This window comes from Stenotrophomonas sp. Ps181 (assembly GCF_025697425.1).
Taxonomy (GTDB): Bacteria; Pseudomonadota; Gammaproteobacteria; order Xanthomonadales; family Xanthomonadaceae; genus Stenotrophomonas; species Stenotrophomonas sepilia.
Map to the genome: position 1 here is coordinate 130,446 of NZ_JAHWBI010000005.1, position 23,492 is coordinate 153,937.

Sequence of the window (23,492 nt, forward strand, 5' to 3'; positions counted from 1 at the left end):
GGAACGGGCCTCAGACTAGGCCCGTCGATCCAGTCGATCCATAACCTGATAGATCAGGATTGATATACAGAAAGTATCAATTCAGCTTACAGCCGTTGCCACTCGAAACCGTCACCGCGGCGGTAGTACACCGCCACCGCGCGGCCATAGAGCTTGTCGGCGTCGACGAAGCCGAAGAAGCGGCCGTCGAAGCTGTTGCCACGGTGGTCCCCCAGCACCAGCACCTTGCCGGCCGGCACCACCAGATCGGCGATGTCCGGACCGCCGCCCATGTCCAGATCAAGGCGGGCACGGCGCTCGCCGAAGGCTTCCACGTCCTGCAGGTCGGCCATCTGCAGCGGCTGGCCGTTGATGCTCAGATGGCCCTCGCGCATCTGCACATGGTCACCGGCCACCGCCGCCACGCGCTTGATCAGGCGGGTGCCGTCGGCCGGTGAGTCGAACACCGCCACCTCGCCACGCCGCGGGGTGCCGGTCGCCATCAGTTCCGTGTTGGTGAACGGCAGGCGCAGGCCATAGGCGCGCATGTCCACCACCACCCGGTCGCCGGGCTGCAGGGTCGGCTGCATCGAGCCACTCGGCACCACGTAATGGTTGGCTAGGGTATCGCGGGCGGCGGCGAGCAGGCCGAGCATCACCAGCAGCGGCAATGCCTCCTTCTTCAGCCAGGCCACGGCGCGTTGGGAAAAGGGGGGACGGGCAACAGCATCCATGACGGGCTCCGGGTGGGTGGTGACTGCATCAGACCACATCCGGGCGGGAGAGGTTCCCGCGCCGGCTTGTTGTAGAGCCGAGCCCGCGCTCGGCTGCTCTTCAAGCGTCGGTGCACGCCAGCCGAGCGTAGGCTCGGCTCTACAGGAAGGGTTACGCAGGTTTTACGCGCGCACCCGGCCACGGGCATCGCACCTTTACGGCCAGCACGTGCATCGTGTGCCCACCGCGCCACAGGGCGCATTCCGCAAGGTGTTGTATGACCCTCCTGGTGATCCGCCACGCCTCTTCGTCGGCACCGCGTCCCCAACTGCCGGCACAGCTGGCCGGCCATCGCGTGCTGTGCAGCGACTGCGCCAGCCTGTCCGAGGTGCGCCAGTGCCTGTGCCAGCCGCAGGCGCGATCGGCCGACTGGGTGCTGCTGGATGTCGGTGCCGCCGACGAGGCGCAATGGCAGGCCGAAGGTGGCGCGCTGCAGGCGGCGCTGGAACGGCTGCCGGCGCAGTACATCGAGTTGCAGGCTCCCAGCGAACCTGGTCTGGATGCACGCCTGCGCCTGCAGCACGGCCCCGCCGCCGTGGTGGTCGACCAGCGCAGCCAGCAGGCCGGTTACCCGTTGTCGCTGGCCATCGTCGGCCGCCGCCTGGCACAGGAGGGCTGAGTCATGTCGATCTTCATCATCCGCGGCCCGGAAGCCGCCGGCGCCCTGATCCGAACCGCGATGCCGCTGCCGGCACCGGTGCTGAAGTCACTGGTGCACCGCGCGATCGACGCCGGCACCAGCGTGGCGATCCGTGCCTGCGGTTCGGAGCAGGAACTGCTGGACGCGCTGCGCGTGGCCGACCACAGCCGCGGCGAGGTGACCCTGCTTGACCCGGGTGCGTGTGCCAACAGTCTGCGCCTGCAGCGGCTGCTGCCCTATCTGCACAACGCGTACGTAGAGGTGCATGACGACGGCGCAGTGGCCGAACCGTGCCTGCCGGCCGGTGTCGGCCAGCGCCTGGGCATCGCTGCTGGGTATGGCGCGCAGAGCTATGTGCTGGCGCTGGATATCGCGCTGGATCACCTGGGGTTGGCCGAACAGGCGAACCGCGTGCACGTGGGGACGTAACGCTGTGTGTAGAGCCGAGCCCATGCTCGGCTGCCTTTCCAGGAGCCATCAGCCGAGCGTGGGCTTGGCTCTACAGAAAGAGAAACGGCGGGGTTGCCCCCGCCGTTTTCTGTTTCTCACTTCAGCCCGCGGAACTTCAGCAGCGGTTCCACCGACGGGTCCTTGCCGCGGAAATCGCGGTACAGGGTCGACAGCTCCACACTGTTGCCGCGCGAGAGGATCTTGTCGCGGAACTCCTGGCCGTTGGCCGCCGTCAGCCCACCGTGTTCGGTGAACCACTGGTAGGCGTCATGGTCCAGCACTTCGGCCCAGAAGTAGGCGTAGTAACCGGCCGAGTAACCACCACCCCAGATATGGTCGAAGTAGGTGGTGCGGTAACGCGGCGGCACCTGTGGCAGGTCGACCTTGAACTTCTTCAGCGCGCTGGCCTCAAAGGCGCCGACATCCTGCAGCGGTGCGTCGGCCTTCTGCGTATGCCAGGCCAGATCCAGCAGCGCGGCCGACAGGTACTCGGTGGTCGCATAGCCCTGGTTGAAGCTGCGCGCCTTGAGGATCTTGTCGACCAGTTCCTGCGGCATCGCCTCGCCGGTCTTGTAGTGCTTGGCGTAGTTGGCGAACACCTTCGGGTCCAGCGCCCAGTGCTCGTTGAACTGCGACGGGAACTCGACGAAGTCACGCGAGGTGGCGGTGCCGGCGATCGACGGGTACTTCACGTTCGAGAACATGCCGTGCAGTGCATGGCCGAACTCATGGAACATCGTGGTGACGTCGTCGAAGCTGATCAGCGCCGGCTGGCCGGCAGCCGGCTTGGTGAAGTTGCAGACGTTGTAGACCACCGGCTTGGCACCGGTCAGGCCGTCCTGTTCGACGAACACGTCCATCCAGGCGCCGCCGGACTTGCTGTCACGCTTGAAGTAGTCGGTGTAGAACAGGGCCAGCGAGGTGCCGTCCTTGTCGAACACTTCGTACACCTTCATGTCCGGGTTGTAGGTCGGAATGTCGGTGCGCGGCTTGAAGGTGATGCCGTACAGCTGGGTGGCAGCGTAGAAGACGCCGTTCTGCAGCACGTTGTCCAGTTCGAAGTACGGCTTGATCTGCGACTCGTCCAGATCGTACTTGGCCTTGCGCACCTGCTCGGCGTAGAAGTCCCAGTCCGAAGCGGCGACCTGGAATCCGCCCTTCTGCGCGTCGATCACCTTCTGGATCTCACCGGCTTCGGCACGGGCCTTCGCGGTGGCGGCCGGCACGGTGTCGGTCAGCAGCTTGAGCGCGGCAGCCGGGGTCTTGGCCATCTGGTCGCCCAGCTGGTAGTCGGCGAAGGTGTCGAAGCCGAGCAGCTTGGCCTTCTGCGCACGCAGCTGGGCCAGGCGCTGCACGGTCTGTCGGGTGTCGTTGGCATCGCCGCGCTCGGCGCGGGTCTCCGAGGCCTTCAGCACGGCGGCGCGCTGGTCGCGATCGCTCAGCGAGCCGAGCACCGGCTGCTGGGTGGTGTTCTGCAGCGGCAGCAGGAACTTTCCGTCCAGCTTGCGTTCCCTGGCGGCGGCCGCGGCGTTGTTGATTGCGCCCTCGTCCAGGCCGGCCAGCTTGGCCTTGTCGTCGACGACGACGGCCGCAGCGGCGGTGGCGGCCACCAGGCGGGTATGGAACTGGGTGGAGAGGGTGGTCTCTTCCACGTTGAGCTTGCGCAGGGTCGCCTTGTCGGCGTCGGACAGCTGCGCACCGGCGCGCACCAGGCCATCGTAATAGTGCTCGACCAGGCGCTTCTGCACCGGGTCCAGCTCCAGCGTGTCACGCTGGTCGTACAGCGACTTCACGCGCGCGAACAGCTTCGGATCGAGGTTGATCTCATCCTGGTGCGCGGCCAGCTTCGGCGCCACTTCTTCCTGGATCTTCTGGCGCGCATCGTTGGTGTCGGCCTGGACCAGACCAAAGAAGATGCGCGACACGCGGGTCAGGGTCTCGCCGCTGCGCTCCATCGCCACGATGGTGTTGTCGAAGGTGGCCGGCTCGCTGCTGTCGGCGATCTTGCGCACGTCGGCCAGGTGCTGGCGCATGCCTTCTTCGAACGCCGGCAGGTAGTCGCTGTCCTTGATCTTGTCGAACGGCGGGGCCTGGAACGGCAGCGTGCTGGCACTCAGCAGCGGATTGGTGGAGGCTTCGGCCGGCTGCTGGGCCGGGGTCTTCTGGGCATCGGACACGGGGGTGGACTCCTTGCCGGAACAGGCCGCCAGCGCCAGGCTGATGGCGGCGGCCAGGACTACGGTACGCGACATGTAAAAACGCTCCTTGGGCAGACGGTATGGATACCAGCCCTCCACCCTACTCCTGTCGCGCTCGCCCGGCATGTGCCGGACGTGGCGTCTATGCGGCGGCCTGCGGCCGGCTCAGACCGTGCCGCGGGTCTTGCCGATCCAGGGCCGGTAGAACTCGCGGATGGCAGCCATGTCGGCCACATCGTCGCCGCTCGGGGTGAACAACGGACCGATGCCGATGGTCTTTTCCGGATAGTGGAAATACGCAGTCAGGATCGGCACGTCGGCCATCCGGGCGATCTTCAGGAAGCCGGCCTTCCAGTCCTTCACCGCCTTGCGGGTGCCCTCGGGGGTGATGGCGAACCACATCTTCTCGTTGTTGCGCAGCAGGTCCACCGCCTGGCCCACCGTGCCCTGTGGCGAGCTGCGATCGAGCGGAATCACGCCCAGCCGGTGCAGCAACGGGCCCAGCGGCCACCAGAACAGCGACGCCTTGCCCAGCACCTTCACCTTCATGCCGAGCGCGATCTTCGCCGCCATGCCCCACAGCCCGTCCCAGTTGGACGAATGCGGGGCGATGATGAAGACCAGCCTGGGGATGTCAGGCAGGGTGCCGGTCACCTTCCAGCCCCCCATGCGCAGGGTGCAGCGCGCCAGCCAGCGCAGGAAGGCGTTGGGTTTGACCTGCGGCATCTGCGGCGGGACGGCCGGCAGCAACGAAGTCGGGTTGTTCAAGCAATCACTCCCAGTCACGTGATGAGCGCCCGCGCTTGATCTGCGCGCGCCCGCGTTTGGCGTCCAGACGACGCAGTTTCGACCCGAGGGTCGGCTTGGTGGCCTTGCGCGGTTTGGGCACGCTCAGCCCGGCCTGGATGAAGGCCGCCAGCCGCTCGCGCGCATCCTCGCGATTGCGATCCTGGGTGCGGAAACGTTGCGCGTGGATGACCAGCACGCCTTCGCCGGTCATGCGCCGGTCACGCCGCGCCAACAGCCGCGCGCGCAACGGTTCGGGCAACGAGGGCGAGTTGGCCACGTCGAAACGCAGTTCCACCGCAGTGGACACCTTGTTGACGTTCTGGCCGCCGGCGCCACTGGCGCGCACGAACCGCTCGACGATCTCGCCGTCGGGGATTTCAAGCTGCGCGCTGATGGTGACCGGTCCACTGCCCATCCGCGCATTGTAGCGGCAGCCACGTGGTGGAGTGCGCCATCGCGCCCCGTATGCCGCCGATCAGGCGCCGAACACGCCGCCTTCGCCTGGGCTGCAGGTATGCTGGCGGTCCCATGTACCGCAGGAAGCCCGCATGACCCGCTTCGCACCCGCCCTGCCGTCCCTGCTGCGCCGCGCCGCCCTGCTGCTGGCACTGGCCACGGCCAGCGTCCCGGCACTGGCCGCCCCGCCGACCGACGGCGACATCAACCGCCTGCTGTCGGCCTCGCGCGCGCAGAGCATGATCGACACCATGGTGCCGCAGATCGAAGCCATGCAGCAGCAGCAGTTCCAGCAGGTGGCCGCGCAGCGCCAGCTCACCGCCCAGCAGCAGGAACAGCTGAAGCGGATCCAGGCGCGGACCAGCCAGACCCTGCGCCAGGCCATGTCGTGGCAGCAGCTGCGGCCGATGTACGTGGACCTGTACAAGAAGACGTTCAGCAAGGAAGACGTGCTGGCGATGGCCGAGTTCTACGAGAGCGCGGCAGGCCAGAGCCTGCTGGACAAGACCCCGGCACTGATGCAGAACGTGATGGTGGCCATCCAGGCGCGCATGCAGCCGCTGTTTGCGGACCTGCAGAAAGACCTGGAAGCGATCGTCAACGAGCCGGAAAAGAAACGAGAATGAGGTAGTGCCGGCCGCTGGCCGGCTCCCCAGTACACCTGGAATCACGCAGCTGCCGGCCAGCGGCCGGCACTACCGTCAAACTGCGTCCACCTGCCAGCCGAACAGGTCCAGTGCCTTCTGGAACTGGCGGTCCAGCGGCGCACTGACATCCACGTTGCCGCCCTCCGGATGCGGAAAACGCAGGCGCTCGGCGTGCAGCAGCATGCGGTGCACGCCCTGCATGCGGAAGACGCGGTTGTGGCGCCCATCGCCGTGGCTGGTATCGCCGATCATGTGATGCGAGAGGTGCTTGAGGTGACGGCGGATCTGCCGGAAGCGCCCGGTCTGCGGCTGGCAGCGCAGCAGCGCGTAGCGCGAGCTGCTGAATTCGCCCACCGGCACCGACAGCTCGCCAGTGGCCAGGCGCTGGAAATCGGTGATCGCCGGCTTCTTCACCGGCTTGCCCGGCCCGCCATCCAAATCATGGTCCACCCGCCAGGACAGCTCGGCAGGCCAGCCTCGGCAGACCGTCAGGTAGTCCTTGGCCACTTCGCCACCCATCAGTGCCTTGCCCAGCGAACTGGCGGTTTCGCGGTCGAAGGCCAGCAGCAGGCAGCCACTGGTGGCCCGGTCCAGGCGGTGCACGAGGAAGATCGGCCGCCCCAGCTGCTCACGCAGGCGGTCGGCCAGGAAATCATCTTCGCCACGGGCCAGCTTGCTGTCGTGGACCATCAGCCCGGCAGGCTTGTTGACCACGGCCAGGCGCTCATCCAGGTGCAGCAGCTGCAGGGGCGCGGTTTCAGTCTCGACCGCGGCGAGGGTGTCAGGTTCGGTACTCACCGCGGGATTATCGTGGCTGGGCACTGAATGGGGTAGAGCCGGCCGCTGGCCGGCTGCCTCCGGGCAGTTGGATTGCGGCGGCTGCCGGCCAGCAGCCGGCACTACCGGATCACGCGCGGGCAGCGTGGCAATCAGGCGTTGCGCACGGCCAGCAGTTCGCCGTTGCCCACCGGCACCACGCTGGTGCTGAAGTCCGGATCGGCATCCAGCAGCAGGCACAAGGGTTCCATCTCTTCCGCGTGCGACGTGGCGTTGTCCACCACCAGCAGGCCTCCTGGCCGCAGCACGCGGCGCAGTTGCGGCCACCAGCCGGCGTACTGCCCGCGGTCCGAATCGAGGAACAGCAGGTCGATGCAGCCTTCGCCGGCCTCTGCCAACCACTGCCCGGCATCGCCATGCACCAGCGTGATGTGCGCGGCCAAGCCGCTGCGCGCGAACGTGGATCGCGCCATCGCCACCTTGTCCTCGGCGACTTCCAGCGTGGTCACGTGGCCGTCGATGGCGGCGGCGGCTTCGGCCAGCCACAGCGTGGAGTAGCCATTGGAGGTGCCGATTTCCAGTACCCGGCGTGCGCTGCCGAAACGCACCAGCACCGACAGGAATTCACCGGTATCCGGCGTGATGTTGAGCATGCGCCGAGCGCGCTCGGTTTCATGCGCGTCGTTTTCAGCACCGAAGTGCATCAGTTCGTTCTTCAGCGTCTGCAGCACCGGGTCTATCTCCACCACGCGCGCGCCAGCGCCAGCGCGCCGACGGCACCGGACACCCAGCTCCACATCGGCAGGTCGCCCCAGTACCAGCCCGGCGGCTGCAGCACGTACATCAGCGCGGCGATGGCCAGCAGGCCGACGCCGGTGATCGCGCCGACCGCGCGCTTCTGCAGGCGCTGCACGCTGGCATCCAGCGCAACCAGATCGCGCGAGCGCATCGCCAGCTCGTGGCGCCCCTCCACCTGCTGGGTCAGCCAGGCGTGTACGAGGCGCGGCATGTCCGGTGCGTGGGTCATGATTTCCGGCAACCGCTTGCCGATCTCGCGCACGACCCGGCGTGGGCTGTAGCGCTCGCGCAGGATCTTCGCCAGCACCGGCTTGGCCACCGCCCAGATATCGATCTGCGGATCCAGCTGGCGGCCGACACCTTCGATGTTCAGCAGGGTCTTCTGCAGCAGGATCAGCTGCGGCTGCAGGGTCAGCTGGTAGCGCTGCGCCACGCGGAACAGCTTCATCAGCACTTCGGCCAGCGAGATCTGCGACAGCGGACGGGTGAAGTACGGCTCGCACACCGAACGCACGGCCGCTTCCAGATCATCGATGCGCACGTTGTCCGGCATCCAGCGCGCCTGCACATGCAGTTCGGCGATGCGGCGGTAGTCGCGGTTGAAGATGGCCATGAAGTTCTCGGCCAGGTAGTACTGATCCTCCTGCGACAGCTGGCCCATGATGCCGAAGTCCAGCGCGATGAATCGCGGGTTGGCGCGGCGGGCCGGATCGGTGTCGACCCAGATGTTGCCGGCGTGCGCATCGGCATGGAAGAAGTTGTCGCGGAACACCTGGGTGTAGAAGACCCGCACGCCCTTGGCGGCCAGTGCTTTGCGGTCGATGCCCGCCTTGTCGAGCGCAGCGATGTCGTCGGACGGGATGCCCCACACGCGCTCCAGGGTCAGCGCGCGCTCGGCGGTATGGCTCCAGATCACTTCCGGCACGTACAGGTCGTCGCTGTTCTCCCAGAAGCGGCGCAGCACGCTGGCATTGGCGCCTTCGCGCTGCAGGTCCAGCTCGGCGGCCAAGGTGTTCTCGACTTCGGCCACCACTTCGCGCGGTCGGATCTTGTCGGCACGCGGATGGGTACGCTCGACCAGCGCGGCCAGCGAGTTGAGCAGGGCGATATCGGCATCGATCTGCTTCTCGATGCCGGGGCGCAGCACCTTGACCACCACCTGGCGGCCATCGGCCAGCGTGGCCGCATGCACCTGCGCGATCGAAGCCGACGCCAGTGGTTCGGTATCGAAGCTGGCGAACGCCTCGCTGACCGGCAGGCCAAGCGCTTCCTCGACAATCCGGCGCGCGGTATCGCCGTCGAACGGCTTGACCCGGTCCTGCAGCAGGGTCAGCTCGTTGGCCACATCCGGCGGCACCAGGTCGCGGCGTGTGGAGAGGATCTGGCCGAATTTGACGAAGATCGGGCCGAGATCCTGCAGCGCCAGCCGCAGGCGCGCACCGCGCGACTGTGCGGCGATGTCGGCCGAGGCACGCGGCACGAACGGCTTGGCCAGACGCAGCCAACGCTCGGCCGGCGTGCCCTGCAGCAGGTCGTCAAGGCGGTAACGCAGGATCACCCGGCCGATGCGGCTCGCCCGCAGCACGGCCTTCATGCGGCACCCCGCAGGCGCTGCACGCGCGCGCCGAGACGCTCGACGTCATCACGCAGCACGTCCACGTCATCGTGGAAGGCATCCAGCTCGGCACGCGGCACCACGTCGCGCGACTCCTCGGTGATGAATTCGGCGGCGCTGTGGGCCAGGTCGATCGCACCCTGGCGCGCATGCTGCAGGGCGCTGCGCAGGGTGTTGGCAACCTGCACGCCCAGTACCTCGCCGAATACGCTGACGAAGGGCTGCTGCCAGTCCGGATCGAAGCCCTTGGCCAGTTGCTGGAGGCGTCGCGCCAGTTCGGCGTCACCGGCCACGCGTACACGGCCCTTGTTGTTGGACTCGCCGCGCCGTGCGTTGGCCAGCAGCGGCAGCTGCGCCAGCACGCCGGCCAGGCTGCTGCGCACGGCCAGGTCGGCTTCCTGCGCATCCACCGGGCCGACCCGCAGCTGGTCGCCGTCGACGCTGATGCGCATCGCCAGCGACGGCGCTTCCAGGGTCAGGTCGATGTGCCGGCCATCGAGGCTGGCCAGGGCATGGCGGGTATCCGGATCCAGCGCCAGCGCGCGGTTCAGGGCGATCTGCAGGGCGCGGCCAGCGACCGGCTTGAGGGACTTGAGCAGGGAAAGAGCCATGGGCGCATTCTACCTGCGTGGGTGGGGGGCTTGGGCCGGGCTGCCGCCCGGCACCCGCGGTAGTGCCGGCCGCTGGCCGGCAAACCTCAACCCCAACAGCAACAGCGGGCATTCCGTGGGTTGGCGGGATGGGTCCGGTTGCGGGGGACGCTGCAAGTACGTCCATGCAAGCTCGGTCGCGCCATCCATGGCGCTCACGCCCCCGCAACCGGACCCACCCCGCCTTCGACAACTTGCTGCGATCTGTCGGGACGGCGTTCTGTGTTGCTGTTGGTGGGTGTCGACCTTGGTCGACACGGCAGATCCACGCCATGCGTGGATGGATATCCGGTTCATCTGTGCCTCACGCGAAGGGCCGATGAAGGTTCATGCTATGAGGCCACGCAACGCACAGGACATCGCATTCCCCATGGCACGGACCCGGGTCGGCATCATTTTCGGGGGCAAGTCTTCCGAGCACGAAGTTTCGCTGCAGTCGGCGAAGAACATCCTCGATGCGCTCGATCGCGACCGCTTCGAGCCGGTGCTGGTCGGCATCGACAAGCAGGGGCAGTGGCACCTGAGCCAGCCGGAGACGTTCCTGATCAATGCCGAAGATCCCGCGCGCATCGCGCTGCATCGGTCCGGCACGTCGCTGGCGGTGCGCCCGGGCGCCGAGCAGGGGCAGCTGCAGCCGTGCGATGCGGCCAGCGCGCTCGGCCAGATCGATGTGGTGCTGCCGATCGTGCACGGACCGTTGGGCGAGGACGGTGCGCTGCAGGGGCTGCTGCGCATGGCCAACCTGCCCTTCGTCGGTTCGCCGGTACTGGGCTCGGCAGTGGCGATGGACAAGGACGTGACCAAGCGTCTGCTGCGCGACGCCGGGCTGCAGGTGGCGCCGTGGCTGTGCATCCGCCGCCACCAGGTGGCGGAAGTGGATGTCGATGCGGTGATCGCCCAGCTTGGCCTGCCGCTGTTCGTGAAGCCGGCCAACCAGGGCTCGTCGGTAGGCGTGGGCAAGGTCAAGGATGCGGCGGGCTTTGCCGAAGCGCTGGCAATGGCGCTGCGCTACGACCACAAGGTGCTGGTGGAATCGGCGGTGATCGGCCGCGAGATCGAGTGCGCGGTGCTGGGCAACGAACATCCGCAGGCCAGCCTGTGCGGCGAGGTGGTGGTGCACGACGAGTTCTACGCCTATGACACCAAGTACATCAACGAGGATGGTGCCGAGGTGGTGGTACCGGCCGATATCGATGCCGGCACCCAGGCACGCATCCAGCAGATCGCGCTGCAGGCCTACCAGGCGCTGGAGTGTGCCGGCATGGCGCGGGTGGATGTGTTCCTCACCGCAGGCGGAGAGATCATCATCAACGAGATCAATACCCTGCCCGGATTCACCCGCATCAGCATGTATCCGAAGCTGTGGGGCGCCAGCGGTGTCGACTACACGACCTTGATCACGCGCCTGATCGAACTGGCGCTGGAGCGCCATGAGGCCGATCGCGGGCTGCAGAGCGCTGTGTAACGTCGTGATCGCCCGCAGAGTCGAGCATGGCTCGACTCTGCGGAAAGCGATGCCGGCCAGCGGCCGGCACTACCGGCTAGCCGCGCTTGCGGAACATCGAGATCACCGCAAGGATCAGGAACACCACGAACAGGATCCAGGCAATGTTGGTTGCGGCGCCGGCAATTCCGGAGAAACCCAGAACGGCGGCGATGATGGCGATGACAAAGAAGATGATGGCGTAGTGCAGCATGGCGCTCCTCGCGGGTGGTCGAGCCTTGGATGGCGTGGGTCCATCCTCCCGATCCTGCGGTGTGCAACCAGTGATGGCGATCTATGCAGCAGATGAAGCCTTCAGCCTGCGCAGACCCTCTTCGATGCTGACCTGCGGCACGTAGCCGAAGTCACGGCGCGCCGGTTCCATGCTGTACCAGTGCGGCGTGCACAGCTGTTCGGCCAGGAAGCGGGTCAGCGGCGGCTCGCCACGCAGGCGCAGCAGCGGCCACAGCCGTTCGCAGACCGCGCCGATGCGATAGGCGGTCTTGAAACTGATCGCCTTGTCCACCGTCGGCGCGCCAACAGCGGCCAGCAGCTGGTTGACCAGTTCGCGCATGGGCAGCGGTTCGCCGTTGGAAATGAAGTAGGCCTTGCCCGCACACGCTGCACCCGGCGCCAGTGCCTCGAAAGCGAGGAAATGCGCGAGCGCGGCGTTGTCGATGTAGGTGGTATCGACCTTGTTGTTGCCGTCGCCGACCAAGCGCAGGCGGCCCTGCCGTGCACGCTCGGCCAGGCGTGGCACCAGCTGCTGGTCACCCGGGCCCCAGATCAGGCGCGGGCGCAGTGCCACCGTCGCCAGCGACGGATCGTTGGCGGCCAGCACGCGCTGTTCGGCGATCGCCTTGGTCGCCGCATACGGTGCCTGGAAGTCCTCGCCGTACGGCACCTCGTCGGCCCCCAGGCCTTCCACCGGATGCGTGGCGCGGTGGGTCACGCTGGGCGTTGAGGTGTAGACCAGCCGGTTGATGCCGTGCGCGCGGCATGCCGCAATGACATTGTCGGTGCCGACCACGTTGGCCTGGTGGTAGCTGTCATAGCTGCCCCACGCCCCGGCCTTGGCGCCGTTGTGGAACACCGCATCGACGCCAGCCACCGCATGCAGCACCGCCTGCGCATCGGCCAGATCACCGCGGATCTGGCCCACGCCCATGGCCTGCAGCGCCGGGTAATGACTGCGGTTGAACGCCAGCACCTGGTGGCCACGCTCGACCAGGCCACGGCACAGCGCCTGACCAAGGAAACCACCACCGCCGGTGACCAGGATCTTCATGCGCGCTTCTCCAGTTCGGCGCTGGCCCAGACGGCGAGCTTTTCGCGGCCGATCTTGGCGTTGTGACGGATATCGACGGGGAACGCCGGATGCACCAGGAAGTGCTGCAGGCCGGCCTCCGGCAAGCGGGCGGCGGCATGTGCACGCAGCGCTTCCTGCAGCGCCGGGCTGTCGGACTGGCCGCGCTGCAGTTCCACGCACAGCACCGGCACCTGCGCGCCGGCGGCGCCGACGCCGACCAGTGCCGTGCGCGCCACGCCGGCCACGGTGTTGAACACCGGCTCGACCTGCTCGGTGTACAGCGGCCCGCGCGCGGTTTCCACGCGCTGGGTCTTGCGCCCGCAGAACCACAGGCGGCCCTGCGCGTCGAAGTAGCCCACATCGCCCATGCGGTGGACGATGCGCGTGCTGCCGTCGTCCAGCGTCTCGCGGATCTTCGCCGCCGCCGTGGCCTGCGGGCGGTTGAAGTAGCTGTCAGTGGCGGTCGGCCCGGCCACGGTGATTTCCCCCACTTCACCCACCGCCAGCACGCGCGCCTGCGACCAGTCCGGCAGCGGTGCGTCGTCGATGGCGATGATGCGCACCTCGTTGGGGGCCACCACGCTGCCCACGCAGGTGCCGGCACCGGCCTCGGTCGCCGCGCGGGTGCGCTCCAGTTCGCGGCCTTCGACCACCGCCACCGGCAGGCATTCGGTGGCGCCATAGGGGGTCCAGAACTGCGCATCGGCCGGCAGCAGGCTGCGGATGGTGGCGACCACATCCGGCGGCACCGGTGCCCCGGCCGAGGTCACCCGGGTCACCGTCGGCAGTGGCCGCCCGTGCCGGGCCAGCACCCGCATCAGGGCTGGCGAGCCGAACAGCTGGGTCACCCCGAAGCGCTGGATGGCATCGTGCAGGCGTCCCGGGTCGGCCTGCGCCGGCCGCGTCGGGTCCATGTCCGGGATGACCGAGGTCAGGCCCAACGCCGGGTCGAACAGCGCGAACGGCGGGAAGGTCGGCAGGTCCACCCCACCCGCTTCCATGCCGAAGGCACTGCCCAACAGCTGGATCTGGCCGACGAAGTGGCGGTGGCGGTAGACCACGCCCTTGGGCACGCCGGTGGAGCCACTGGTGAACAGGATCGCGGCCATGTCCTCGCCATCGGTGTCGGCCAGCATCGGCCCCCCCTTGGCACCGGCACGTTCCAGCGCGGCCAGGCTGGTACCGCCCCAGCCGAGGCGGCGGCCGACCGTCACCAGCCGGGTGGCCGACGGCGCCCAGCGCAGCACCAGCCGCGCCACATGCGCCAGCGGAATGCCGATGAAGGCCTGCGGCTGGGCTTCGTCCAGGCATTGCTTCAGCGCGCGCCGGTCGATGCCCGGATCGACCAGCACCGGCACTGCGCCCAGCTTGAACAGCGCGAACATCAGCAGGAAGAACTCCGGAGAAGGCCGCACCATCACCACCGTGCGCACGCCACGGCCGATCCCGTAGCCGGCCAGGCCGGCGGCCATGGCATCACTGCGGGCGTCCAGCTGGCGGTAATCGAGGGTGACATCGTAGGCGGCCATGCCGTTGCCGGCGCCGCGGCGGCCCGGGCAGCGGATGGCGATCTGATCGGGACGTTCACGCGCCAGTTCAGGCAGGCGCGCGGCAATGTTGCAGGGTCGGTTCATCCGTTCATTGTCGCCGCTTACGGAATTTCTTGCGCGGCGGCCCACTTCGTGGAAAATCCGCTCCCTCGTTCCTGATTCCGACTGCCGCCCGAGGCGGCTTGCCCATGCAACATCCCTGCATGACCTGCGGCGCCTGCTGCACCCAATACCGCGTGGCCTTCCACTGGATGGAATCGGACGAGGTCACCCCCGGCGGCGTGCCGCACCAGCTCACCGAGGTGCTGGACCCGCATCGCCTGTGCATGCGCGGCACCCACTCCAGGCCGGTGCGCTGCGTGGCGCTGGATGCGCAGATCGGCGTTTACTCGCGCTGCACCATCCACCCCAACCGGCCCAGCGTGTGCCGTGAGGTGGATGCATCGTGGGAGTACGGAAAGGCCAGCCCGCAGTGCGACAAGGCGCGCATCGCCTATGGCCTGGATCCGCTGACGCCGGCCGACTGGCGGTGGCGCGATGACGCCGACAACGACGACGATCACCCGGACGACAACGGCAACAGCCCGTCCTCGCCCCCGCAGGCGCCGGTCGCGGCGTAATGGTAGTGCCGGCCGCTGGCCGGCAAGCGCGCTATGCCCGCCGGGTTCATGAGGTTGCCGGCCAGCGGCCGGCACTACCGGAATCCGGCCCGGGAACCGATCAGATCGGGTTGGCGTCCAGGAACGCGCGGATCTCCGGCACCAGCACTTCATGCTTGTCTTCCAGCACATAGTGGCCGGCGTCCTCGAAGGCATGCACCTGGGCCTGCGGCAGTGCGGCCTGGAAACCCTTCAGGAAATGATGGTCGAACACGAAGTCGCGCAGGCCCCAGCCGAGGAAGGCCGGGCGGTCGGTGAACGACGGCAGCGCCTTGCCGGCGCGCTCCAGCAGCGACCAGGCCTTGTCGGCCGGCGACAGCGGGATGTCCTGCATGAAGCGGATGGTGCTGATGCGGTTGGCCCAGCTGTTGTACGGCGACACATAGGCGCGGCGGACGTCGGCCGGCATCCTGCGCTCCACGCCCAGCCACGAGGCGCCGGACGAGAATGCGTTGAAGCTGCGGATGATCCACTCGCCGATCTTCCAGTGGCGGCCGAGCGCGATCTGCCACGGCATCTTCTTCGCCGCCGGCATCGGGAACGCAGCGGTGTTGAGCACGACCAGGCGCTTCACCTGGTCGTGGTGCGACAGCGCCCAGCCGAAGCCGATCATGCCGCCCCAGTCGTGCACGGCCAGGGTCACCGGGCCGGTGATGCCCAGATGCTTCAGCAGCGCATCAAGATCGTCCACGCGCGACTGCAGCGTGTACTCATAGCGGCTGTCATCGGGCTTGTCCGACAGGCCCATGCCGATGTGGTCCGGCACGATGCACCGGTACCTGTCCGACAGGCCGGCTACCAGCGTGCGCCAGTAGTAGCTCCACGACGGGTTGCCGTGCACCATCACCACCACCTCGCCATCGCGCGGGCCCTCGTCGAGATAGTTCATCGACAGGCCGGGGCGGACCTCGAAGCGCTGCGGGTGGGCGGGGTAACCGGGAAGATCGCGCATGCGGAGCACCTAAGGAGAGTCGCGGCGCAATGTAGAGCCGAGCCGTTGCTCGGCTGCTCTCCGGTCCGCTGCGGAAGAGCCGCGCTGCGCGCGTGAGCCGAGCATGGCTCGGCTCTACAGGAGGTCGGGCAACGGGCTGCTTACCAGACCACTTCAGCCATCGAGCAGTTCAGGCCCGAGCCAATACCCAGAAGCGCGATGCGATCGCCCTTCTTCAGCTTGCCCAGCTGCTTGAGCTTGCTCAGCACGATCGGCACCGAGGCCGGGCCGATGTTGCCGTGCTCGCCGAAGATGGTCATGACCTTCTTCGGGTCGATGCCGAAGTTCTTGATGAACGCGGCGGTGTGCGGCTGGCTGACCTGGTGGATCACGAACTGGTCCAGCTCCTCCACGGCCCAGCCGAGTGCGATCTTGGCGGCGCTGAAGGTCTTCTGCGCCAGCTTGATGCCTTCGATCAGCAACAGGCGGGTGTCGGTGACCATGCGGTCCAGGTTGCCCAGGCACAGCTGGTTCCACTCGGTGGCCGAGCGGGTCACGCCGCCCTTGTAGCGCGGCGCGTCCGGCACCAGCTCCGCGCGCGCCATCACCATCGCGGCGGCGCCCGACCCGGTGGTCAGCGCGGCCAGCTCGTTGCGGAAGTCGTCGGCGGTGACGTCCGGGGCGGTCATGCGCTCCAGGGTCTTCTCGTACACCAGGTTGGCGGTCTCGCCGTCCACCACCAGCGCGTAGTCGATATCACCGCGCTCGATCATGCGCGCCGCGATGTCCATGCCGTTGATGAAGGCCAGGCAGGCATTGGCGACGTCGAAGGTCATGCATTCGTCGCTGACACCGAGGTTGCCCGACACGATCGAGGCCGTGGACGGCTCCAGGTAGTCGCGGCTGACCGAGGTGTTGACCAGCAGGCCGACCTGGGTCGCGGTGATGCCCGCGTCTTCCAGTGCCTTGCGGCCGGCCATGGTGGCGGCGTCCGACGCCAGCACGCCGTTGTCCCACAGGCGGCGGGCGTGGATGCCGGCGATGTCGCCGAGCACATCGGTGCGGATACCCAGGCGATCCAACGTCGGCTGCAGGCGTTCGTTGATTTCCTTGGTCGTCAGCGTATGCGGTGCGTCGACGTGTGCCAGGCCGGCGATCGAGACATTCTTGAAGAGCATCGAGGTTAGCGCCAAGGCTCAGGCAAAAGGGGGCGCTATTCTATAACCCCCGGGCTTTCACCGCATCTTTACGAATTCAGCCTCGGCCGTATGGTGAAGCGTTCAGCGCGGCGGGCACTGGAACGCGGCGAAGCGCTGGCTGCCATCGGCGGGGGCCGCAGCGGCCTGGACGGCATTGGCGTCGGCGCTCGGGGCCTCGTTGCGGGCCAGGGTTTCCAGCTCTTCCTGCACCCGCAGCGGGTTGCGGTTGTAGAAGCCGACCTTGCTCTTCACGGTGACCACCACCTCGCCCTTGGCGATGCAGCCGGCTGGAACCGGGCCCGCCGGCAGCACGCGGGTCGCCTTGCCGGCCGGTTCGATCGGCACCCAGGTACAGGCGGTGACGGTGAGCAGCAGGGAGGAAAGCAGCAGAACGCGCATGGGCAGATCCTGGAAGGGTATGGGGGGGATTCTGCCTGAACAGCCTGAATCGGGGGTAGCCGGTGGGGAGCGGATCCCCCGCAGGGGGCTCTGACCCCTTCAGGGTTGCCGGCCAGCGGCCGGCACTACCGGGGGAGCCGGCCCGCCACAGGGCGGGCCGGTCGTGCCTTATTTCTTGACCGGGTTGCCTTCGGCGTCGATCACCGTCACCTCGCCCAGGTTCAGCGCACGCACGGCCGCTTCGGTCTGCTTGAGGTCACCCACCACCACCCAGGTCAGGGCCTGCGGCTTGATCTCGGCGGCGGCCTGCTGCACCTGCGCCGGGGTCATCGCTTCGATCTCGGCCTTGCGCCGCAGCACGTAATCGTCCGGGCGCTTGAACTGCACGATCGAACCGATGGTCGACGCCACCGCACTGGCGGTCTCGTAGGCACCGGGCAGGCTCAGGGTCTGGATGTTGCGGATGCGGTTGACCTCGGCAGCGGTGGCCGGCTTGCTGCCATCGGCGAACGCGGCGATTTCCTTGCGCATTTCCGCCAGTGCCGGGCCGGTCTTGTCGATCTGCACCGGCGCGCTGGCCATCCACGGGCGCTGGCCCACCGAATTGACCGCGCTGCTGCGCGCACCGTACGACCAGTGCTTGTCCTCGCGCAGGTTCATGTTCAGACGCGAGGTGAAGTCGCCACCGATCACGCCGTTGGCGATGTCGAAGCGGGTCGAGCTGGTGGCACTGGAAGGTGCCACCACCTGGCCGGCGAACAGGTTGGCCTGTACCGCGCCCGGCTGGTCGATCAGGAAGACGCGCGGGCCTTTCGGCAGCGCAACGTCGGTGGCCGCCTTCACCTGCGGGGCCTCGCCACTGGCCTTCCAATCGCCCAGCTGCTTGTCCAGCAGCGGCACGATCTCGGCCAGGGTGGTGTCGCCGACGACGATCAAAGTGCCGTTCTGCGGGCGCAGCCAGTCGTGGTGGAAGTCGACCAGGTCCTCGCGGGTCAGGCCGTTGATCGCCGCCTCGTCACCGCTACCGGTAAACGGAATGGCATACGGGTGGCCCTTGCCGTACAGCAGCGGGGGCAGCACGCGCATCGCCACCGCACCCGGGTTGACCTTCTCCTGCTGGATGCCCGCGATCCAGCTCGCCTTGACCCGGTCGATCTCGCCCTGCTCGAAGCGCGGCTCGCGCAGCAGGTCGCGGTACAGCGCCAGCGACGGCACCAGGTTTTCCTTCAGCGCCGACAGCTCCACGCTCATCGAGTCCAGGCCGGCCGAGGCATCCAGGCTGGCGCCCAGCGCATCTGCGGCGTCGGCGAAGGCCAGCGAGCCCAGCTTGCCGGCGCCTTCGGTCATCAGGCTCATGGTGAAGTTGGCGGTGCCCGGCTTGCGGCCCTGGTCGGCGCTGAAGCCGCCCGGGAACTGGTAGCTGAACTGCACCACCGGAATCTCGTGGCGCTCGGCCAGGATCACCTCGGTGCCGTTCTTCAGCGTGGCGCGCTGCAGCGCCGGGAACTTCAGCTGCGGGAACTCGCGGGTCTGCGGCACGCCGGCCTTGCGGTCGACCTGCTCGGGCAGGGTGCTGTACTTCGGGTCCACCGCCGGCACAGTGAACGGCTTCGGCGCCTGGCTCGGGTCTTCCTTCAGCGCCACGCGCTCACCCGGTGCGATCACCAGGGTGTGGCTGCCCTTGTCCAGCCACTGCGCGCCCAGCCGGCTCAGATCAGCAGCACTGGCCTTCTCGATGTTGGCCAGCGAGGTGCGGAAGCAGCCCGGGTCGCCGGTGAACACCGCGCACTCGGCCAGTGCATCGGCCTTGCCGCCGAAGCCACCGATGCGCTCGATGCCGCGGATGAAACCGGCGCGGGCACCGGTCTTGGCGCGCTCCAGTTCGGCCGCGGTCGGGCCCTGCTTGATCAGCCGGTCCAGTTCCTCGTCGATGATCTTCTCGACCTTGGCCGGGTCCTGGCCCTGCTTGACCGTGGCCATGATCACGAAGTTCGAGCCCAGCTGCGAAGTCGACAGGCCCGACGCGATGCTGTCCACCAGCTTGTCCTGGTGCTGCAGGCGCTGGCTCAGGCGCGAAGACTTGGCACCGCCCAGCACCTGCGCGAACAACTGCAGCTGATCGACCTCGGTGGTGCCGACCTGCGGTACGTTCCAGGCACGGTAGATGCGCGCCTGCGGCACCTTGTCGGTCATCGTCTCGCGCGTGTCGGCACTGCGTTTGGCCACGTTCACCGCCGGCTGCGCCATGGTCGGGCCGGCCGGGATGCTGCCGAAGTACTTGGCGACCTTTTCCTTGGCGGTGGCCAGGTCGATGTCGCCGGCCAGCACCAGCACCGCGTTGTTCGGGCCGTACCAGGTACGGAACCAGGTCTTCACGTCATCCAGCGACGCCGCGTTCAGATCGTTCATCGACCCGATCACGCCGTGGTGGTACGGGTGGCCCACCGGGTACAGCGCCTTGTTGAGCTGGTCCCAGGCCTGGCCGTAGGGCTGGTTCTCGCCCTGGCGCTTCTCGTTCTGTACCACGCCACGCTGCTCGTCCAGCGCGGCCTGGTCGATCGCACCGACCAGATGGCCCATGCGGTCCGATTCCATCCACAGCGCCATGTCCAGCGCGGTGGTCGGCACGTTCTCGAAGTAATTGGTGCGATCGGTGTTGGTGGTGCCGTTCTGGTTGGTGGCACCGACCTGCTTGAACGGTTCGAAGAATTCGCCGTCGTGGTTTTCGCTGCCCTGGAACATCAGGTGTTCGAACAGGTGCGCGAAGCCGGTACGACCAGCCGGCTCGTCCTTGCTGCCCACGTGGTACCAGACGTTGACCGCGACGATCGGCGCCTTGCGATCGGTATGCACGATCACGCGCAGGCCGTTGGGCAGGGTGAACTGCTCGTACGGGATATCGACCTTGGCCGGTGCCGCGGGCCTGGCGGCAAGCGCGGAGGTAGGAGCAAGCGTGCCCAGGGCGGTGCTGAGGGCGACGGCCAGCAATGCGGTGCGCGGGCGAAGGGCGAGAGACATATCCGGATCCTTGGTCACATAGGTGAACCCCGATCCTAGCCTGCGCACGCGGCGGCAGGAATCGGTCGCCAGTCACTGGGGGTGTTTGCCCAGATGGCCATCGAGCCCGACGCCCACGGGCGCTCTTGAAACGTCACAGACGCCGGCTGAAGGCGTCCGGACAGTGTCCGCGGCTTATCGAATGGACAGGTGTCCGCCCAGCGGACACTTTCGGGACCACACAAAAGCCTTGCAAATCAATAACTAAAAGTTGGCACGCGGATTGCTTGGTACTTCCTGCGCCAAGAAGGGCTTCAGGCAAAAGCTGACTGGAGACTGAACAAATGCAGGAAATCGAAAATTTCTCTTGCATGCCCAGAACTGGTGTACTACCTTACTACCACACCACTGCTCACCAACACTAAACAGGCCCCGTCATGAACGCCAAGACCATTGCCATCGCCATCGCCCTGATCGCCGGCACCGCGGTTGTTTCGTCGGTGCAGGCCTCCGAATCCATCAAGACCCTGTCCACCGTGCAGGTTCGCCCGGCCGCCGACCAGCTGGCCCAGCAGGCCTGGGAACAGGCCAGCGGCATCCCGACCCTGGCCACCGTGGAAGTGCGCCCGAGCGCCGACCAGCTGGCCGAGCGCAACGGCTACGTCGCCGCCCCGGTTGCCGCCGCGCTGCCGATCACCACGCTGGCCTCGGTGGAAGTGCGCCCAAGCCTGGAACAGCGCGTCGCCCTGGCCGCCGAACTGGAAGCCCAGCGCTACGCCGCCACTCTGGCTGCGGCCGCGACCAACGTCGCCCACTCGGTCATCGTCAACCTGCCGGCCCTGCAGGTGCGTCCGAGCGCCGCCGATCTGCAGGCCCTGGCCACCGAAACCGCCCAGGTCCTGCTGCGCCCGTAACCGGTGCCGCCCTGCCCCGAGCAGGGCGTGCGCCGTAAAGGCGGCGGTCGTCGCAGGTACACTGCGCCGATGAATGCCGCGCCCCCGTTCCACGTGATCCTGTTCCAACCGGAAATCCCGCCCAACACGGGCAATGTGATCCGGCTCTGCGCCAACACCGGCGCGCAACTGCACCTGGTCGAGCCGCTCGGCTTCGCACTGGAAGACAAGCAGCTCAAGCGCGCCGGCCTGGACTACCACGAGTACTCGCGCCTGCAGGTGCACCCCGACCTGGACACCGCACTGGCGCGGATCGCACCGATCCGGTTGTTCGCACTCAGTACGCGCGCCAGCGTGCGCTACGACAGCGTGGCCTTTGAAGAGGGCGATGCGTTCCTGTTCGGCCCGGAAAGCCGCGGCCTGCCGCAGGAGGTGCTCGATGCCCTGCCCGACGGCCGCCGCCTGCGCCTGCCGATGCGGCCGGGCAACCGCAGCCTCAATCTTTCCAACACCGTTGCCGTGGTGATGTACGAGGCGTGGCGGCAGCATGGGTTTGCCGGCGGCGCGTAGCGCCACGCGCCTCTCTTCTGCCTGATTGTTGCTGTGGCGGGCGCATGCGTTCATGGGCGTTACTTTTCTTTCCGCGCGGAAAGAAAAGTAACCAAAAGAAACGCGCCGCCGTCTGCGAGCTGGTGCTGCGCACCGGTACCCTGCGCTCCTCGGCCCGCCGGGGGACGGCGCGGAACTCGCTGCGCTCAGACACCCGCGCCTCTTCGCCCCCGCCGGACCTGCGGTGCTCGGCTCGCTTCAAGGCGGACCCAACAGCCGCGCGGTACAGGCTATCCTTGAATCCATCGCGGTCCGGTGCGCGGTTCGGTACACCGATCGCTCGCCTGCGAATACGCTGCTGGGCAATGCCGGCCAGCGGCCGGCACTACCACTTCGCGCTGGCCAGCGGCCGGCACTACCGGTGCACTCAGAACGCGTTGATGCCGGTCAGTTCGCGGCCGATCACCAGCTGGTGCACGGTCTCGGTGCCCTCGTAGGTGATCACCGATTCCAGGTTCAGCGCGTGTCGGATCGCCACGTGCTCGGTGGTGATCCCAGCCCCACCCAGCAGATCGCGACACTCGCGGGCGATGTCGATCGCCATGCGGCAGTTGTTCCATTTGGCCAGGCTGACCTGCTGCGGTTGCAGCTGGCCGGCTTCCTTCAGCCGGCCCAGCTGCAGCGCCAGCAACTGCGCGGTGGTGATGCGGCGGGCCATCTCGGCCAGCTTGATCTGCGCGCTCTGCGTGGCCGCCAGCGGACGACCAAACAGCACACGCTCCTTGGCATAGCCCAGCGCTTCATCCAGGCAGGCAATCGCCGCACCGATCGGCCCCCAGCTGATGCCGTAACGGGCCTGGGTCAGGCAGCCCAGCGGCCCCTTCAGGCCCTTCACGTTCGGCAGGCGATGGCTGTCGGGTACGCGCACGTCGTCGAAGAACAGCGCGCCGGTCAGCGACGCGCGCAGGCTCATCTTGTGCTTGATCTCCTGCGTCGTGAAGCCGGCCATGCCCTTTTCCAGCACGAAGCCCTGGATGCCGTCCTCGGTCTGTGCCCAGACGATGGCCAGGTCGGCCACCGGGCCGCTGGTGATCCACATCTTGCTGCCGCTGATGCGCCAGTCGCTGCCGTCGCGCACCGCGCGGGTCTTCATGCTGGCCGGGTCGGACCCACCGTGCGCCTCGGTCAGGCCGAAGCAGCCGATCAGTTCGCCGCGTGCCATCGCCGGCAGCCACTGCTGGCGCTGTTCCTCGCTGCCGTACGCGTAGATGGGATACATGCACAGCGAGCTCTGCACCGAAACGAAGCTGCGCAGGCCCGAATCGCCGCGCTCCAGCTCCTGGCAGATCAGGCCATAGCTGACCGCGCCGAGACCACCGCCGCCGTACTCGGTCGGCAGGGTCGCGCCCAGCAGGCCCAACGAGGCGATCTCCGGCACCAGTTCGTCGGGGAAGCGGGCCTGGTCGAAAGCATCGCCGATGATCGGCAGCACGCGCTCGTTGGTGAAGCGGGCGACGCTCTCCTGCACTGCGCGCTCTTCCTCGTTGAGCAGGGAACGGACATCGAACAGATCGTACGGATGCAAAGCCATGGCACTCACGCGCAGTCAGGACCCGGCCATTGTCGGTCATCCGGGCAGAGCGTGCCGACCAAGGTCGGCACCCACCAGAGCTGCAGCACTACGCTGCAATGCAGCAATCGTGGTGTGAACATCGCTGATCTAGCTCGATCACGCGCGTACCGGTACCCT

Annotated in this window: 23 protein-coding genes; 7 read left to right on the forward strand and 16 right to left on the reverse strand. The window is 67.5% G+C overall.

The annotated features are described in order from the left end of the window. Positions 1 to 86: 86 nt before the first annotated feature. Positions 87 to 713, reverse strand: a complete 627-nt coding sequence (gene lepB / locus KXV01_RS13270; RefSeq protein WP_099496102.1) for a signal peptidase I — start codon at positions 711 to 713, stop codon at positions 87 to 89. Between the two features lie 257 nt (positions 714 to 970). Here lepB and KXV01_RS13275 point away from each other — a divergent pair, with 257 nt between their 5' ends. Together KXV01_RS13275 and KXV01_RS13280 are read left to right on the forward strand one after the other, a co-directional pair. After that, on the forward strand, positions 971 to 1,372 hold the full coding sequence (locus KXV01_RS13275; protein WP_019661885.1) for a hypothetical protein: 402 nt from the start codon (positions 971 to 973) through the stop codon (positions 1,370 to 1,372). A 3-nt stretch (positions 1,373 to 1,375) separates the two neighbouring features. Next, entirely contained in the window at positions 1,376 to 1,822 is a 447-nt protein-coding gene (locus tag KXV01_RS13280; protein WP_004153636.1) for a 3-dehydroquinate dehydratase, read from the forward strand. Between the two features lie 116 nt (positions 1,823 to 1,938). Here KXV01_RS13280 and dcp read toward each other — a convergent pair whose 3' ends face one another. From dcp to arfB, 3 genes are all read right to left on the reverse strand, one after another. Then, entirely contained in the window at positions 1,939 to 4,095 is a 2,157-nt protein-coding gene (gene dcp, locus KXV01_RS13285) for a peptidyl-dipeptidase Dcp (RefSeq protein ID WP_049439148.1), read from the reverse strand. Positions 4,096 to 4,206: 111 nt separating this feature from the next. Beyond that, the gene (locus tag KXV01_RS13290; protein WP_049413619.1) at positions 4,207 to 4,809 is read right to left on the reverse strand and encodes a lysophospholipid acyltransferase family protein; all 603 of its coding nucleotides are present in this window, start codon (positions 4,807 to 4,809) and stop codon (positions 4,207 to 4,209) included. A 4-nt stretch (positions 4,810 to 4,813) separates the two neighbouring features. Further along, on the reverse strand, positions 4,814 to 5,245 hold the full coding sequence (arfB, locus tag KXV01_RS13295) for an alternative ribosome rescue aminoacyl-tRNA hydrolase ArfB (RefSeq protein WP_111096367.1): 432 nt from the start codon (positions 5,243 to 5,245) through the stop codon (positions 4,814 to 4,816). 133 nt (positions 5,246 to 5,378) lie between these two features. Between arfB and KXV01_RS13300 the strand changes: the two genes are divergently transcribed. Further along, on the forward strand, positions 5,379 to 5,912 hold the full coding sequence (locus KXV01_RS13300) for a DUF2059 domain-containing protein (RefSeq protein ID WP_005420757.1): 534 nt from the start codon (positions 5,379 to 5,381) through the stop codon (positions 5,910 to 5,912). Positions 5,913 to 5,987: 75 nt separating this feature from the next. On the opposite strand, the gene KXV01_RS13305 is transcribed toward KXV01_RS13300, so the two are convergent. From KXV01_RS13305 to KXV01_RS13320, 4 genes are all read right to left on the reverse strand, one after another. Then, on the reverse strand, positions 5,988 to 6,731 hold the full coding sequence (locus KXV01_RS13305) for a pseudouridine synthase (RefSeq protein WP_088496707.1): 744 nt from the start codon (positions 6,729 to 6,731) through the stop codon (positions 5,988 to 5,990). Positions 6,732 to 6,862: 131 nt separating this feature from the next. Further along, positions 6,863 to 7,414 (reverse strand): O-methyltransferase, encoded by a 552-nt coding sequence (locus KXV01_RS13310; protein ID WP_164282726.1) that lies wholly within the window; start codon positions 7,412 to 7,414, stop codon positions 6,863 to 6,865. 32 nt (positions 7,415 to 7,446) lie between these two features. Next, the gene (gene ubiB, locus KXV01_RS13315; protein ID WP_061479344.1) at positions 7,447 to 9,102 is read right to left on the reverse strand and encodes a ubiquinone biosynthesis regulatory protein kinase UbiB; all 1,656 of its coding nucleotides are present in this window, start codon (positions 9,100 to 9,102) and stop codon (positions 7,447 to 7,449) included. Next, positions 9,099 to 9,734 carry an SCP2 sterol-binding domain-containing protein gene (locus KXV01_RS13320; RefSeq protein ID WP_005420772.1) on the reverse strand — a complete coding sequence of 212 codons (636 nt, stop codon included), beginning with the start codon at positions 9,732 to 9,734 and terminating at the stop codon, positions 9,099 to 9,101. The genes ubiB and KXV01_RS13320 overlap by 4 nt, the downstream gene beginning before the upstream one ends. 409 nt (positions 9,735 to 10,143) lie before the next feature. Between KXV01_RS13320 and ddlA the strand changes: the two genes are divergently transcribed. Continuing rightward, a complete protein-coding gene (gene ddlA / locus KXV01_RS13325) occupies positions 10,144 to 11,238 on the forward strand; it encodes a D-alanine--D-alanine ligase (protein ID WP_111096371.1) in 1,095 nt (364 codons plus the stop codon). 76 nt (positions 11,239 to 11,314) lie between these two features. Here ddlA and KXV01_RS13330 read toward each other — a convergent pair whose 3' ends face one another. The 3 genes from KXV01_RS13330 to oleC all read right to left on the reverse strand — a co-directional run bounded on the left by KXV01_RS13330 (position 11,315) and on the right by oleC (position 14,199). Then, complete coding sequence (locus tag KXV01_RS13330; protein WP_005407633.1) at positions 11,315 to 11,470, reverse strand: DUF1328 domain-containing protein; 156 nt, start codon at positions 11,468 to 11,470, stop codon at positions 11,315 to 11,317. A gap of 81 nt (positions 11,471 to 11,551) precedes the next feature. Further along, positions 11,552 to 12,544: a 2-alkyl-3-oxoalkanoate reductase gene (gene oleD, locus KXV01_RS13335; protein ID WP_111096365.1), complete on the reverse strand. Its 993-nt coding sequence runs from the start codon at positions 12,542 to 12,544 to the stop codon at positions 11,552 to 11,554. Next, positions 12,541 to 14,199 carry an olefin beta-lactone synthetase gene (gene oleC, locus KXV01_RS13340; protein WP_049441070.1) on the reverse strand — a complete coding sequence of 553 codons (1,659 nt, stop codon included), beginning with the start codon at positions 14,197 to 14,199 and terminating at the stop codon, positions 12,541 to 12,543. Before oleC ends, oleD begins: the two co-directional genes overlap by 4 nt. Before the next feature lie 104 nt (positions 14,200 to 14,303). Between oleC and KXV01_RS13345 the strand changes: the two genes are divergently transcribed. Next, complete coding sequence (locus KXV01_RS13345) at positions 14,304 to 14,735, forward strand: YkgJ family cysteine cluster protein (RefSeq protein WP_049416617.1); 432 nt, start codon at positions 14,304 to 14,306, stop codon at positions 14,733 to 14,735. 100 nt (positions 14,736 to 14,835) lie between these two features. Here KXV01_RS13345 and KXV01_RS13350 read toward each other — a convergent pair whose 3' ends face one another. From KXV01_RS13350 to KXV01_RS13365, 4 genes are all read right to left on the reverse strand, one after another. Next, positions 14,836 to 15,726, reverse strand: a complete 891-nt coding sequence (locus tag KXV01_RS13350; RefSeq protein WP_049441068.1) for an alpha/beta fold hydrolase — start codon at positions 15,724 to 15,726, stop codon at positions 14,836 to 14,838. A gap of 140 nt (positions 15,727 to 15,866) precedes the next feature. Beyond that, positions 15,867 to 16,883 carry a 3-oxoacyl-ACP synthase III gene (locus tag KXV01_RS13355; RefSeq protein WP_005420782.1) on the reverse strand — a complete coding sequence of 339 codons (1,017 nt, stop codon included), beginning with the start codon at positions 16,881 to 16,883 and terminating at the stop codon, positions 15,867 to 15,869. A 102-nt stretch (positions 16,884 to 16,985) separates the two neighbouring features. Beyond that, on the reverse strand, positions 16,986 to 17,303 hold the full coding sequence (locus KXV01_RS13360; protein WP_111096364.1) for a DUF4156 domain-containing protein: 318 nt from the start codon (positions 17,301 to 17,303) through the stop codon (positions 16,986 to 16,988). A gap of 168 nt (positions 17,304 to 17,471) precedes the next feature. Further along, positions 17,472 to 20,321, reverse strand: coding sequence for a pitrilysin family protein (locus KXV01_RS13365; protein ID WP_111096363.1), 2,850 nt, complete (start codon positions 20,319 to 20,321; stop codon positions 17,472 to 17,474). A gap of 416 nt (positions 20,322 to 20,737) precedes the next feature. On the opposite strand from KXV01_RS13365, the gene KXV01_RS13370 reads away from it, so the two are divergent. Both KXV01_RS13370 and KXV01_RS13375 read left to right on the forward strand, forming a co-directional pair. Beyond that, on the forward strand, positions 20,738 to 21,214 hold the full coding sequence (locus KXV01_RS13370) for a hypothetical protein (RefSeq protein ID WP_049441064.1): 477 nt from the start codon (positions 20,738 to 20,740) through the stop codon (positions 21,212 to 21,214). 69 nt (positions 21,215 to 21,283) lie between these two features. Then, entirely contained in the window at positions 21,284 to 21,763 is a 480-nt protein-coding gene (locus tag KXV01_RS13375; RefSeq protein WP_099496096.1) for a tRNA (cytidine(34)-2'-O)-methyltransferase, read from the forward strand. Between the two features lie 406 nt (positions 21,764 to 22,169). Here KXV01_RS13375 and KXV01_RS13380 read toward each other — a convergent pair whose 3' ends face one another. Further along, positions 22,170 to 23,333, reverse strand: a complete 1,164-nt coding sequence (locus KXV01_RS13380) for an acyl-CoA dehydrogenase family protein (RefSeq protein ID WP_024956299.1) — start codon at positions 23,331 to 23,333, stop codon at positions 22,170 to 22,172. Positions 23,334 to 23,492 lie beyond the last annotated feature (159 nt).